This window comes from Pseudomonas sp. NIBRBAC000502773 (assembly GCF_006517195.1).
Lineage (GTDB): Bacteria > Pseudomonadota > Gammaproteobacteria > Pseudomonadales > Pseudomonadaceae > Aquipseudomonas > Aquipseudomonas marginalis.
Genome location: NZ_CP041189.1, coordinates 5,609,014 through 5,622,250, shown reverse-complemented (window position 1 = coordinate 5,622,250; position 13,237 = coordinate 5,609,014). Strand labels below are relative to the sequence as shown.

General features: G+C 57.3%; 11 protein-coding genes. 6 read left to right on the top strand and 5 right to left on the bottom strand.

Going from position 1 to position 13,237, the window contains the following annotated elements:
• Window positions 1–139 precede the first annotated feature (139 nt).
• From NIBR502773_RS26130 to NIBR502773_RS26110, 5 genes are all read right to left on the bottom strand, one after another.
• The gene (locus tag NIBR502773_RS26130; protein WP_115487989.1) at window positions 140–835 is read right to left on the bottom strand and encodes a DUF4286 family protein; all 696 of its coding nucleotides are present in this window, start codon (window positions 833–835) and stop codon (window positions 140–142) included.
• A gap of 21 nt (window positions 836–856) precedes the next feature.
• Complete coding sequence (locus NIBR502773_RS26125; RefSeq protein ID WP_115487988.1) at window positions 857–1,750, bottom strand: fumarylacetoacetate hydrolase family protein; 894 nt, start codon at window positions 1,748–1,750, stop codon at window positions 857–859.
• Window positions 1,751–1,753: 3 nt separating this feature from the next.
• Window positions 1,754–2,554, bottom strand: a complete 801-nt coding sequence (locus NIBR502773_RS26120; RefSeq protein WP_115487987.1) for a 2-keto-4-pentenoate hydratase — start codon at window positions 2,552–2,554, stop codon at window positions 1,754–1,756.
• Window positions 2,551–3,357 carry an IclR family transcriptional regulator gene (locus tag NIBR502773_RS26115; RefSeq protein ID WP_141157300.1) on the bottom strand — a complete coding sequence of 269 codons (807 nt, stop codon included), beginning with the start codon at window positions 3,355–3,357 and terminating at the stop codon, window positions 2,551–2,553. Before NIBR502773_RS26115 ends, NIBR502773_RS26120 begins: the two co-directional genes overlap by 4 nt.
• Window positions 3,358–3,647: 290 nt before the next feature.
• Window positions 3,648–4,826 carry a fumarylacetoacetate hydrolase family protein gene (locus NIBR502773_RS26110; protein ID WP_141157299.1) on the bottom strand — a complete coding sequence of 393 codons (1,179 nt, stop codon included), beginning with the start codon at window positions 4,824–4,826 and terminating at the stop codon, window positions 3,648–3,650.
• A 120-nt stretch (window positions 4,827–4,946) separates the two neighbouring features.
• Between NIBR502773_RS26110 and NIBR502773_RS26105 the strand changes: the two genes are divergently transcribed.
• The 6 genes from NIBR502773_RS26105 (at window position 4,947) to NIBR502773_RS26080 (ending at window position 13,228) form a co-directional block, all read left to right on the top strand.
• Window positions 4,947–5,933: a LysR family transcriptional regulator gene (locus NIBR502773_RS26105; RefSeq protein WP_115487984.1), complete on the top strand. Its 987-nt coding sequence runs from the start codon at window positions 4,947–4,949 to the stop codon at window positions 5,931–5,933.
• A gap of 123 nt (window positions 5,934–6,056) precedes the next feature.
• Window positions 6,057–7,604, top strand: coding sequence for a UxaA family hydrolase (locus tag NIBR502773_RS26100; protein ID WP_141157298.1), 1,548 nt, complete (start codon window positions 6,057–6,059; stop codon window positions 7,602–7,604).
• 60 nt (window positions 7,605–7,664) lie between these two features.
• Window positions 7,665–9,245: an aldehyde dehydrogenase (NADP(+)) gene (locus NIBR502773_RS26095; RefSeq protein ID WP_141157297.1), complete on the top strand. Its 1,581-nt coding sequence runs from the start codon at window positions 7,665–7,667 to the stop codon at window positions 9,243–9,245.
• A gap of 273 nt (window positions 9,246–9,518) precedes the next feature.
• Entirely contained in the window at window positions 9,519–10,946 is a 1,428-nt protein-coding gene (locus tag NIBR502773_RS26090; RefSeq protein ID WP_115487981.1) for an MFS transporter, read from the top strand.
• Window positions 10,947–11,097: 151 nt separating this feature from the next.
• A complete protein-coding gene (locus NIBR502773_RS26085; protein ID WP_115487980.1) occupies window positions 11,098–11,922 on the top strand; it encodes a shikimate dehydrogenase in 825 nt (274 codons plus the stop codon).
• Window positions 11,923–12,229: 307 nt separating this feature from the next.
• Window positions 12,230–13,228, top strand: a complete 999-nt coding sequence (locus tag NIBR502773_RS26080; protein WP_115488052.1) for a Gfo/Idh/MocA family oxidoreductase — start codon at window positions 12,230–12,232, stop codon at window positions 13,226–13,228.
• Window positions 13,229–13,237 lie beyond the last annotated feature (9 nt).

The window sequence follows — 13,237 nt, the reverse complement described above, 5'->3', positions numbered from 1 at the left end:
GATAATTGATTAATAGCACCTTAAGCAAAACCCGAGCGTGCGCAGACGCGAGCCTGAATCAATGCCGGTAATGGCACGCTCTTGGGGAATTGCTTGAGAACAACGACTGAGAGTTAAAACATATTCGAACGCCAGGCGATCAACCCGCACTCCCTGGCGTTTTGCAACGTGTGTATTCCAATTGATAAAGCGTGGTTTCTGGCTTCATCGATTGCCCCTCCAGCAGCCGTTGCAAATCAGCCACAAAAGACTCGCCGGCGACGCGAACGTAGTCCGGCGCACAGCCTTCGATCATGACGATCCACGCCGGTATCTGGGTCCCTTCCGCACGGGCCTTTTTCTCTGCGGTTTCAACCTTGCTCACGGCCTCATCAGCCACGCACAAATGCACACCCGTAATACCTTGTGTATCAGCAAGAGGCGGAAGCACGCGTTGGCGCAATGCGTCTGACACCGACTTATGCCCCCCCTCGACAACGTCGAAACGGACCGTCAGCAAATACGCGCCCTGCCCCACACCGCTGGTATACGTAACCTCGCATATGGATCGCGCGACGTTGCGATAGGACTGCACCGACTGCTTTGTCCAAGCCGTCGGACTGTTGAGACGCGATAAATAATCCTGCCCTCCCAACACCTGCACCGTGTCAGCCTCATAGAGGTTGAAATAGGTCGGTCCTGCATCCAAGGCGATGTATCGGCGCCCCCGCAAAAACCCCGGAATTCCAGCCCGCTCAGGCATGTGTTCCCGGTTATGCCACTCATAGAACTCGTCCCGCGCTTCGGGCAAAAGATCATGCCAGATCGCGACTACACCTGTTCCTGCAAAGCTCATAGCGTTTTCCTCCAGCGATAGTCAGTCAACATTGGGATGGCGACCGGCGACCCATGCAGCGCCCATTTCAGCAACGTAAGGAACCACGGTCTGAAATTGTTCACCCAGCCCTTGGCCGCCAACACGCATGGTGTCACCCGCCTTGAGAAATACCGGCGGCTTCTGCCCGAGCCCCACACCGGGCGGCGTACCGGTAATGATGACGTCACCCGGCATCAGCGGCATGAAGCGACTGAGGTACGCGACAATGTGTGCAACGCTGAAAATCATCGTACGGGTATTGCCGGTCTGGAGACGTTTGCCGTTCACGTCGAGCCAGAGATCAATGGCCTGCGGGTCGGCAATTTCGTCGCGGGTGACCAGCCAAGGTCCCAGTGGTGCGAAGGAAAAACCGCTTTTTCCCTTGGTCCACTGCCCTTCGTACTCAAGCTGATAAGCCCGCTCGGAGACATCGTTGGCCAGGCAATAACCGGCGATGTGATTCAAAGCCTGTGACTCATCAATCTGCCAGGCAGGCGTACCGATGACGATGGCCAATTCGACCTCCCAATCAAGCTTCTGAGCGCCCGTGGGTAGAATCACCGGGTCATTGGGGCCGCTGATGGACGCGGTGTGCTTGTTGAAGACCACCGGCTGGCTCGGGATAGGTGTATTTGTTTCAGCCGCGTGATCGGAGTAGTTCAGGCCGATGCAAATCAGGTTCGGTACGCTGCCTACACATGGACCAAGGCGTGTGCCAGGCGCCACCACCGGGAGCTTTTCAACGTCAACAGCACGTAGTTTTTCCAGCACTGACGGGCTCAGGGCCGACGCATCGATGTCGTCGACAATGCCCGAAAGGTCTCGCACGATCCCTTGCGAATCCAAGATTCCCGGCTGTTCCTGCCCCGGCAAACCAAAACGAACTAAGCGCATTTGTTACTCCTCCAGCGTTGAGAAATGGACAGACAATGAGCCTGCTTCGCCGAACTGAACATGCAGCGGCTGATTGACGGGCACATCGAGAACACCTGCATAGGACCCGGTGATAATCACCTGCCCTGCTTGCAGCCCTATCCCTTGTGTAGACAGAAAATTGGCCAGCCAGACGATCGGCAACAGCGGATCCCCGTCCGGATGGCGACCCTTGATATTCAAAAGCTCTGCCGTTGCATCGCTCAGGGTGATATCCAGTTCAGAGGGCATGCTGGCAGGGTTCGACAGCGTAATTGGCGCCCCAAGTACCAGGCCGTGATTGAATAGACCGTCCGCAAGCAATTGCTCGAACGGCAGAGTGTGTGGCTCGGTGTAACGGCAATCGATGACTTCCAATGCCACATGCACGTCGCTGATCGCAGCAATGATCTGTTCAGCGGTATAAGGCTCGATACGTGCCGGTAAATCATGGGCCAGGACGCATGCCAGTTCAGGCTCGATGCGTGCCTTATCGGTGTCGGCGGCCAGTCGGTAACGTTCGCCTTTTACAATGCTGTCGCTGTAGATCGGGGCAACGATCCACTTGCCAGCCGGCGGTAACGCACACTTCCAGCCCCCCACGGTTTTTCCAGCCAATGGCCCTACGTGCTGCTGAATGGCAAAACCTTGTGCGAGGCTGCTTGGCAGGTTCGGGCCTGGCAAGGCTGCCAGCCGAACACCCTCCAGCCGTGCACGAACCAGGGCGGCAGCGGCGATTTCCAGACCTGGCCCCGCCTCGGTCCATGCAGGTGCGGGCTGGCTCATACGTTCTCCGAATGCACGCTGTTCTGGCGCGGCCAAACCGTACCCAGCTTGTTGGCTGCATCTTCGAGCAGCGCATGCAATTGGTCATAACGTTCAGGCTGCATGCGCAAGACCGGGCCGGCGATACTCATCGTGCCGACCACAGTACCGGTCGGAATCAACCTGACCGGTACGGCAATCGCCCAAACACCCGCCTCGGCTTCCTCAATGACCAAGCCATACCCGCGCTTTCGTGTCAGCTCCAGCTCGGCCAACAGACCTTCGATGCTGTTGATCGCTTTCGGCCCCTGCCCCGTCCCGGCGTCAGCTTTCCCCAATCCGCTACGCAGCGCATGCTCAACGGCCAGTTCATCAGGCATTGAGGCCAGCCAGGCTTTGCCATTGGCGGTGGCATAGAGATTGATGGGTTTATCCATGGCCGGCGAATACATGAGCCCCGGCGCGGCACCTTGGGCCGAAGACAGCCAGGACAGGGTGCCCTCGTTGACCACCGTCAGTCGCACCAACTCGTGACACTGGACAGCCACTTGCTCAAGGATCGGCTGGACCAATTCAGGCAAACCAATCCCATGTAAATAGCGCTGCCCCAACAGTGCCAGCTTGAGAGTCAGGCGGTATTGCGAGGTGGCTTCATCCTGCTCTGCCCACCCTTGCTCGACTAACTGAGCAAGCACTCGATGAGCGGGCCCCTTTTCCAAGCCCAACTCAGCTGCGATATCGGACATCCGCATCCAGCGAGCTTCGCGTGCCAGCAGCTCAATGGCCTCTAGGCAGCGGTCGACAGCACCTTTGACGACTCTCATATTTTTCTCGACTTATCTTTGACAATGAGGTGAATGTGAGCAACATTGTTCGTAATGGAACGACGTTCCAATAGTATGCAGGCACCTCTTGATAAGTCAAACCCGCCTGTGCCAAGGGTTGGCCTTATCCAGACAGGGCTGGCACCGCAGCCGGGGCCAGGCCGTGGGGAGCGCCTGACAGATATTGAAAACCGCCCCGTCAGGTTCGGCTCTTTTATCAATAGACGTACCCGCGTCTATGTTCAATCTTCCCGGAAGACCGCCCAATGCCTCCCACCACCCCGCCTTACCTACAGCAGTCCGCGGGCAGCAAGGTTGCGCATCATCGCTCGCAAGCCGAAGGTCCAGGGCGCAGCCGCATGACTGTAGGTGACGGTGTTACGCAGCGTGCCCAGCAGCGGGCTACCTATGCTGACCTCATCCCCTTGCTTATGCGTAAAGCCGCTTCCGGGCTCTTCACGATCTTGGGTAGGCGCAAACAATGTCCCGAGAAAAAGCATGAAACCATCAGGGTATTGGTGATCGCCGCCGACCGTCTGGGCCACAAGATCCAACGGGTCACGGCTGATGAATGCCATGGAACTGCTGCCCTCAAGGGTAAAGCCGTCGTCGCCCTGAACGTGCAAATCCACGACGCAATTGCGCACGTCATCGAGCGTAAACGCTTCATCGAACAGACGAATAAAGGGGCCGATCGCACAGGACGCATTGTTGTCCTTGGCCTTGCTCAACAGCAGTGCGCTGCGGCCTTCGAAATCACGCAAGTTGACGTCATTGCCCAAGGTGACGCCATGCACTTGGCCTCGACTGTTCACCGCCAGCACAACTTCCGGCTCTGGGTTGTTCCATTCAGACTTGTGATGGATTCCGATTTCGCTGCCGCTGCCCACTGCAGCCAGAACCGGTGCCTTGGTGAAAATCTCAGCGTCCGGGCCGATACCGACCTCCAGGTATTGCGACCACATACCCTGCTTGATCAGTACAGCTTTAAGGCGCATCGCGTCCGGCGAGCCCGGTTTGATTGCCCGCAAGTTATCGCCTATCGCGTCTTGCACCAAGCGGCGAACACTTTCGGCGTTGGCAGCGTCACCTCGGGCCTGCTCCTCGATTACCCGCTCAATCATGCTGGACGCGAACGTTACCCCGGCCGCCTTGATGACCTGCAAATCCGCGGGGGGCAACAGAAATGCCTTGCCGGGATCGGCATGGCTGCCGGTGTTCCCAAGCAACTCCTCGACGGTACCGATGTACCTGCCAGGGGCCTGACGAACAGCCAGCAACGGCGAGGTGTGTTCCAGCAGCTCGCTTACCGTCGAAAAAATTTCAGAAAGATCAAACACACCTTCATCGCGCAACACCACTGGCGAGGGTCCTGCAATCGCACCCGGGATCCAGGCGCGGCCGATCAGCGTTCCGGCCAAGCAATCCAGCGGCAGGGTGTTTTCGCGCGTCAGTTTCAAATTCGCCATAGAGCTTCCAGAGCAGTCAGCCATCAGAGCCGCAAAAGTAATGGACCACTCCCATAAATCCCAATGAAAGAAACTCACCAATCAATGCTGTTTCGTTATCGACAGACAAGGCCTTATCCGATGGAAAACGATCAAATTACATTTGCCAGTGTCACCCGATGGCTGAAGATCAAACATCTGGTACTGGTCAATAGCCTGGCCAAGACCCGCAATATGCACACAACCGCAGAACACATGAATGTTACGCAACCAGCCATCAGCAAATTGCTTCGCGATCTGGAAGTACTTCTGGGCTTTCCATTGTTTGAGCGTCAAACGCGCAACCTGGTCCTGACTGAACTAGGAGAGTTCGTGGCCCGTTATGCGCGTATTACCCTGGAAGACACGGAATCGTTCGTCGACCAAGTCAACAAGCTACGAAAAGGCGGGCATGGTCATTTAAAAATCGGCACCATTTTCGCTGCAACATCAGTGGTGCTGCCGGAAGCTATCGCCAGCATAAAACGTGATCGCCCCCTCCTTTCCATCGAGGTGATCGAACAAACCAGCAATCACTTGCTGGAAATGCTCGAACAAAAAAAACTCGATTTAATCATCGCGCGCTTCACGGATGAGGATTGCCAGCCTTTCGAATTTACGTCGCTGGGACCTGAACCCTTCTGCCTTGTCGTGAACAGCACACACCCTCTGTGCCAACTTGAGGAGGTCCCCACCGAAGCACTCAGCGAATGGCCATGGGTCATGTATCCCTTCAACACGCCGATCCGACAACGCATGGAACGCGCGTTCAGGACGTTCCGGATCGCCCCGCCGACCAACACAGTGGAGACCATTTCGATGCAGACCTTCCTGCAGCTACTGCAGTCCGGGCCAATGCTTGCCATGCTCCCCGAGTCAATGGTCCAGTCGCACCTGCAAAATGGGCAGCTTCAAATCCTCAATACGCCCTTCACAGTTGAGTCTCAGGATTACGGGGTTATCACCCGCAAGGATGAGCCCCTGTCAGAGCCCACGCGGAGGTTTGTTGAGACCTTATTAGCGTTCGCCAGGCTGCGGCAAACGACTACAGAGAAGAGGTCCTGCAGCGATCCCGGTAAAAGTCGATGAGGCAAAGTTATCGAGCAATCGAAAGCTCTCATTAGGCAGCCATTTCTATGAATCCTATAGTGCCGCCACAAAACTGCGGCGCTATTGGTGACCGCGCACCACCCAGCAGCCCGTGAGGATGCGATGGAACTGATCATGAAAACCGGCGCAGCAGCTGTGCTGCGTTTGAACCCCCTGGACGATGTGCTGATCGCACGCCGACCGCTGGCCGCGGGCGAAATCCTTGAGCAGGAAGGCGTGACGGTCCTTCAAGCGATTGTGCCGGGCCATAAAGTGGCCTCCCGGCGTATCGAAGCCGGTCAACCGGTGAGACGCTATGGGCAAATCATTGGTTTTGCCGTTGTCGACATAGAAGCAGGCGAGCATATCCATGTGCATAACCTGGCTATGGGGGACTTCGCTCGGGATTATGCGTTCAGCGTCGATGCCAAGCCCCACGTCAAGCCGAGTGAAGCCCCATCGTTCATGGGTATCGTACGCCCGGATGGACGCGTCGCGACGCGCAACTACATCGGCATTCTTACCTCAGTGAATTGCTCTGCCACAGTCGCCCGGGCCATCGCAGACCATTTTCGCCGGGACATCAATCCCGCTGCACTGCAAGCGTATCCAAACGTCGACGGTGTTGTTGCGCTCACCCATTCTGCCGGCTGCGCCGTTGATCCTGCGGGCGACGGCTTGAGCCTGTTGCGTCGGACATTGGCGGGGTATGCGACCCACGCCAACTTTGCCGCCGTACTGGTCATCGGGTTGGGCTGCGAGACGAACCAAATCGACTCATTACTCACGACGCAGGGACTCACCCGTAGTAATACGCTGCGCACATTCAATATTCAGGACAGTGGCGGTACATCCAAGGCCATCGCCAGTGGCATTGACCATGTGAAGGAACTGCTTGGCGAGGCCAATCGAATTCAACGTGAATCGGTCAGCGCTCGTCATCTGATCGTTGGGCTTCAGTGTGGTGGCTCGGATGGCTACTCCGGTATTACGGCCAACCCTGCGTTGGGCAATGCAGTGGATCGCCTGGTCGCCTGCGGCGGTACCGCGATTCTTTCTGAAACCCCTGAGATATACGGTGCCGAACACTTGCTGACACGACGGGCAGTCAGCCGTGAAGTCGGCGAAAAACTTATCGCTCGAATTCATTGGTGGGAACGCTACTGCGAGCGTATGGGGGCCGAACTGAACAATAACCCCTCTGCCGGTAACAAGGCAGGCGGCTTGACCACCATTCTGGAAAAGTCGCTGGGCGCGGTGGCAAAGGCTGGCTCGAGCAACCTGATGGATGTCTACGAATATGCCCAGGCCGTCACGGCCAACGGGCTGGTTTTCATGGACACCCCTGGCTATGACCCCGTCTCCGCAACCGGCCAGGTCGCTGGCGGTGCCAACCTGATTGCGTTTACCACCGGGCGCGGATCGGCCTATGGCTGCGCCCCTGCCCCATCAATCAAGCTGGCAACTAATAGCGCCTTGTGGGCGCGTCAGCGAGAAGACATGGACATCAACTGCGGCGAAATAGCCGAAGACACGTTGACCATCGAAGCGTGCGGTGCAGCGATCTTTGAAAGCATGCTACGCATTGCCTCGGGCGAGCGCAGCATGAGCGAACAACACGGATACGGACAAAATGAGTTCGTGCCTTGGCAGATCGGCGCCGTCACCTGATTTTCAGTGCTGGGAACGCCTTGCCCAGCTATCGCTTGCACATTCAACCTGGAGACCACCATGTCCCTCATCACCGGCCAGAACTTTATCGGCGGTCAGCGCAGCGCCGCCGGCAGTATGATCGTCAAGAGTGTGGATGCCAGCACGGGGGAGACCTTGCCCTATGCCTTCCACCAGGCGACGCCGCAAGAAATCGAGGATGCGGCTCGCGCAGCCAACGACGCCTTTTCCAGCTACCGCCGCCTGAGCGCGAACAAACGGGCTGAATTTCTCGATGCCATTGCCGACGAACTGGAGGCGTTGGACGATGAGTTTATTGCCCTGGTTTGCCGTGAAACAGCATTGCCTGCAGCTCGTATCCAGGGTGAGCGCGCACGTACCAGTGGCCAAATGCGCCTGTTTGCAAATGTGCTGCGGCGCGGTGACTTCCATGGCGCTCGTATCGACCAAGCGCTACCCCTTCGCAAGCCGTTGCCACGCCCTGACCTTCGCCAGTACCGCACAGCAATCGGTCCAGTCGCTGTGTTTGGTGCAAGTAATTTCCCGCTGGCTTTCTCCACGGCCGGCGGCGATACCGCCTCCGCGCTCGCGGCGGGTTGTCCGGTGGTATTCAAAGCCCACAGCGGCCACATGGCGACGGCAGAACAGGTCGCCAACGCGATCATCCGCGCGGCCGAGCGCAGTGGCATGCCCGCCGGTGTCTTCAACATGATTTATGGCAGCGGCGTAGGCGAAGCCTTGGTCAAACACCCGCTCATCAAGGGCGTTGGTTTTACCGGTTCACTCAAAGGTGGTCGAGCATTGTGCGACATGGCCGCCGCTCGCCCCGAGCCCATTCCAGTCTTTGCCGAGATGTCGAGCATCAACCCGGTAGTGATCCTGCCCCAGGCACTCTCGCGTCGAGCCGACAGTATCGCTCACGATCTTGCCGCCTCGGTGGTTCAAGGTTGTGGGCAGTTCTGCACCAATCCCGGACTGGTGGTCGGCATTCTCTCGGATGCATTCAGTGCCTTTCAGAATAGAGTGGCGGCGCTGATAAGCGACCAACCGGCGCAGACAATGCTCAATGCAGGCACCCTGCGTAGCTATGCGGCTGGCTTGCAGAACCTGCACGCACACCCCGGCATGGTGCACCTGGCTGGCAGCAACCAACAGGGGCACCAAGCCCAGCCGCAGTTGTTCAAGGCCGACGTAGAGTTGCTGCTTAACGGCGACAAGGTTCTTCAAGAAGAAATCTTCGGCCCCACCTCTATCTTCATCGAGGTCAATGACCAGACACAGCTCAACGCCGCCATAAATGCCCTTCACGGACAGTTGACCGCAACCTTGATCGGTGAGCCAGAAGACCTGACGCAATTCGCGGAGTTGACTGCTTTGTTGGAGGTGAAGGTCGGCCGCATCCTCATCAATGGCTACCCAACGGGTGTCGAGGTCTGCGACTCAATGGTGCACGGCGGCCCTTATCCGGCGACGTCCGACAGTCGCGGCACCTCGGTCGGCACGTTGGCTATCGACCGCTTCCTGAGACCCGTCTGCTTCCAAAACTACCCTGATGCATTGCTGCCCGAGGCTCTCAGGAACGCGAATCCGTTGAACATTTTCAGACTGGTCGACGGGCATCTTTCCCGAGACAGCTTGTAAGCCCACAGGCGTGCTAACAGCGCTGTAAACCACTTCAAAAGCACTTGACGGGCGGACGAGCGTTGTCCTCCCGCAGGTCGCTGTGCAAGCACCACACACTGCTTTCGCACCGTCGCGAAGCCCACATTGAGCGTTTCGTCGCATAAGTCATGGCCGAATTCTATTACTGGTTTCATCCAGTCAACTGCACCTTGACAACCGCCTTTCCAAAGTAACAGCATTACTAATGGAACACGGTTACAACAATAAAAATCCAAAAGACGGAGACACGTCATGAATCACAGCACATTGGTTGAGCCTCATTCCAAACGACAGTCAAGGAAAGCCGCTGCCAGCGGCTGGATCGGTTCGGCTCTGGAGTATTACGACTTTTTCATCTACGCCACCGCAGCGGCCTTGCTTTTCCCACAGCTGTTTTTCCCAACAGACAATCCGACCGTAGGCATCATCGTCTCGCTGGCAAGCTTCGGCGTTGGGTACATCGCTCGTCCAATCGGAGCCGTGGTATTAGGGCATCTGGGCGACCGCCATGGACGCAAGACCGTACTGGTCTACTGCATGTTTTTGATGGGCTTTTCGACCGTGAGCATCGGACTGCTTCCTACCTACCAGCAGATCGGTGTCTGGGCTCCTGCCCTGTTGATTTTTTTGCGTCTGATTCAGGGATTTGCAGTCGCTGGAGAGGTGTCATGTGCCAGCTCCATGACCCTGGAACACGCCCCCGATGGACGTCGAGGTTATTTCGCAAGCTTTACGCTTCAAGGCGTACAAGCCGGACAACTGCTCGCGGCTGGGGTTTTCCTGCCTCTGGCCCAGTTCATGCCAGCTGATCAATTTGCTGCCTGGGGCTGGCGAATTCCATTTCTCCTCAGCGCCCTGGTGCTAGTCGCCGGATGGATCATTCGCCGTGAAGTTCATGAAGCGCCGGTATTCACCGAGGCGCAGACCAAAGGCGAGACACGCAAATTACCCGTGGTCGAAGTGTTCACCCAGAGCTGGCGAGATGTGTTGCGAGTGATTGGGATGGCGCTGTCCGCGGTCCTTGCAATCGTCGCCTCCGTATTCGGAGCAACCTATGCAGTCCAACCGGCCTACGGCATTGGCTTTCCTTCCGGCGTGTTCATGTGGATACCGGTGTTAGGCAATCTGTGTGCCGTGATACTTATCCCCTTCGTAGGCAAGCTCTCTGACAGGATTGGTCGTCGGCCTCCGGTAATTGTGGGTGTTCTTAGTGGCGGACTTCTGTCATTTGCGTACCTCTATGCGATCAGCATCCACAACCTATGGCTTTCGTTGATACTCTCGCTCCTCATGTGGGGCGTGGCTTACCAAGGTTTCAATGGTGTCTTCCCAAGCCTGTTCCCAGAATTGTTCCGTACACGTGTCCGTGTTACCGGCATGGCCATTGGTCAGAATATCGGCGTAGCCTGCACAGCTTTTCTGCCAGCCCTTTTCGTATCGATTGCGCCTCCCGGGACCGAGAATATCCCGCTGAAAATCGGAGCGTTGACTTTTGGTATCTGCGCAATCTCTGCGATAGCGGCGTTTACTACCCGCGAAACATACCGGATTCGCCTGAAGGACCTCGGCGACCCTAATGCAGTTCCGATGTCCAAAGAGGAATACGAACGGGTGCAGGAACAGTCCAACTCCAAATCGCAACCCAATGCAGTCCCATCCGTGCCAGCGACACGCTCCTGACAGCCTGCCCTGCTACCACCACCGCGCTGTTCAATTTCTCTGCACAGCGCTTAGAGTAATACCGTAGTGATAATGCACACGTTGTCAGTAGTGGGTGCCGACATCCCCCTACTGACAATTGGCGCACCACTGCCAACGCCAGTAGGTTGACATGCATCCACGTATTACCGGCAGCACTCGTCTATATGGATTAATTGGCGCCCCCCTCAAGAGCGCCAAGTCCCCAATGTTGTTGAACACGTTATTTGCCGAAGCGCAGTCCGACGCCGTCTGCATTCCACTGGAGATAGGTCCCGCCGACCTGGCTGACTTTGTCAGAGGCATACGAGCCGTGGGCAACCTTGCCGGGCTTCTGGTCACCATGCCGCACAAGCAGAGCATGCTTGACGTTGTGGACGTTCTTCACCCTACCGCGCGCCAGATCGGCGCAATCAATGTCATTCGCTGTGATAGCGACGGGCGCTGGGTGGGTGCCGTGTTCGACGGGCTTGGCTGCGTGCTGGGCATGCAGCGCCAGGGCGTTACCCTGCTGGGGAAATCCGTTCTGCTTGTCGGTGCGGGCGGCTCGGGAAGGGCAATCGCGTTTGCCGTTGCCGCTGCCGGCGCCCGATCGTTGATCATTTCAGACCTGGATGCGCACCGCGCCCTGGACCTGGCGCAATGCGTCGCCAAAGAGAGTCCGTGCGCTGTGCATGCAGGCCCAGCAGATCCTAAAGGCCATGACATCGTGATCAATGCCACCCCGCTCGGCATGAACCCTGATGACCCGATGCCGATAGACGCAAAGCAGCTGGCCTCAACTACGGTGGTGGTCGACATCATCACCAGGTCCGAGCCGACCGCCTTGCTGCTCGAAGCGCAATCGCGTGGCTGCCGGACCCTTGATGGCCACCCGATGCATGTGGGCCAAGCGCTGCTGGCCTTAAGCTTTCTAGGTTTCGAAGACATAGAGCGTCGCTACTCGAGCGGATTGTAAGGATCCCGTATAACCCACTCCGATCGTCACCCTGCCCCGCCTCTTAATACCCTCTATCGAACCCGTCAACGATGTGTACATGCCCCGCATGTGCACATTTTTGCGTGCCCATTGAAATGGCATCTCAGCTAGTTGCCACACACCACTTCACAGCAAAACGAAACTGACTTCCGTTCGTAATCAGCTCGTGCTAGCCTGCGGTGCAACCTCGCAATAGCGGCTCGCACGTTGTTATTTTTGTACTTGACCTGCAATCCCGAGGGCACCGGCAAGCTAGTCAAACTCTCTTGTTTATAAGGAATGAATGTTGAAAGTCGTTCTTCTGGAAGTCAGCCACTGGCACACCCCGCTCTACCTCGACGCCCTCGAGCGTTTGCCTGATGTGACCGTCACGGCGGTATCCGACGCCACGGGATCGCGTGGTCCAGCCCTTGCCCAACGCTTCGCAGCGCAGCCGTACGATCACTGGAAAAACCTGCTGGATAACGAAGAGGCTGATTTTGCGTTCGCCTTTGGTCCACACGATGAGCTGTATGCCATGGGCATCGCATTGATCGAACGCAACATTCCGTTCGCGATGGAGAAGCCTTGCGGGCTCACCCAGGATGAAGTGCTGGACCTGTACCGACGTGCCGAAGCCGCAGGTCTGTTCGTGGCGGTACCGTTGGTTTGGAGGCACAGTGAATTACTGAACCGCCTCAAACAAGCGGCGCTCCAGAGCGGTGCCAAATGGAGAACCCAGGCGTTTCGATTCAACGCCGGGCCACCCGAACGCTACCTGATGAACAGCTGCTCCTGGATGCTTGACCCGAAACGCTCGGGGGGCGGTTGCACGATCAACCTGGCCGCTCATTTCATCGACCTGGTTCAGGAAATTTCCGCAGAGCGCATACGCAGCGTGTCCGCAGTGATGTATCGCGACCCGCAGCTGACGGCGGTGGAGATCGGCTCAATGATGACCCTGGTGACCGAGAGCGGCTGCATCTGCACCATCGAGACGGGGTATAACTACCCCGGAAATACTCCCGAGCAGCGGGAGTACTCCTTTTCATTGTCAACCGATCAGTTCTACGCACGCTCGACCCCGGATGGCATGCGCCTGACCGACGCTGCCGGCCAGGCAAGTGACCTTCACATGAGCCTGAACTCCGACGTGTATTACGACAACTTCGTAACCGACGTCCTGTCCCCTGGCCGAGACACCGCGTATACAGGTGCCGGACTTGCAACGATGCACAGCGTCATGAGTATCATCGAGGCTGCCTATGAGTCAGATCGCCTTGGTGGCGCTCCCATCACACTCTAGCCCCCCCGA

Bases quoted from the DNA above. Each gene is read 5' to 3' on its own strand.
- NIBR502773_RS26130 (WP_115487989.1), bottom strand. From the start codon at position 835: ATGAGCTTTGCAGGAACAGGTGTAGTCGCGATCTGGCATGATCTTTTG.
- NIBR502773_RS26125 (WP_115487988.1), bottom strand. From the start codon at position 1,750: ATGCGCTTAGTTCGTTTTGGTTTGCCGGGGCAGGAACAGCCGGGAATC.
- NIBR502773_RS26120 (WP_115487987.1), bottom strand. From the start codon at position 2,554: ATGAGCCAGCCCGCACCTGCATGGACCGAGGCGGGGCCAGGTCTGGAA.
- NIBR502773_RS26115 (WP_141157300.1), bottom strand. From the start codon at position 3,357: ATGAGAGTCGTCAAAGGTGCTGTCGACCGCTGCCTAGAGGCCATTGAG.
- NIBR502773_RS26110 (WP_141157299.1), bottom strand. From the start codon at position 4,826: ATGGCGAATTTGAAACTGACGCGCGAAAACACCCTGCCGCTGGATTGC.
- NIBR502773_RS26105 (WP_115487984.1), top strand. From the start codon at position 4,947: ATGGAAAACGATCAAATTACATTTGCCAGTGTCACCCGATGGCTGAAG.
- NIBR502773_RS26100 (WP_141157298.1), top strand. From the start codon at position 6,057: ATGGAACTGATCATGAAAACCGGCGCAGCAGCTGTGCTGCGTTTGAAC.
- NIBR502773_RS26095 (WP_141157297.1), top strand. From the start codon at position 7,665: ATGTCCCTCATCACCGGCCAGAACTTTATCGGCGGTCAGCGCAGCGCC.
- NIBR502773_RS26090 (WP_115487981.1), top strand. From the start codon at position 9,519: ATGAATCACAGCACATTGGTTGAGCCTCATTCCAAACGACAGTCAAGG.
- NIBR502773_RS26085 (WP_115487980.1), top strand. From the start codon at position 11,098: ATGCATCCACGTATTACCGGCAGCACTCGTCTATATGGATTAATTGGC.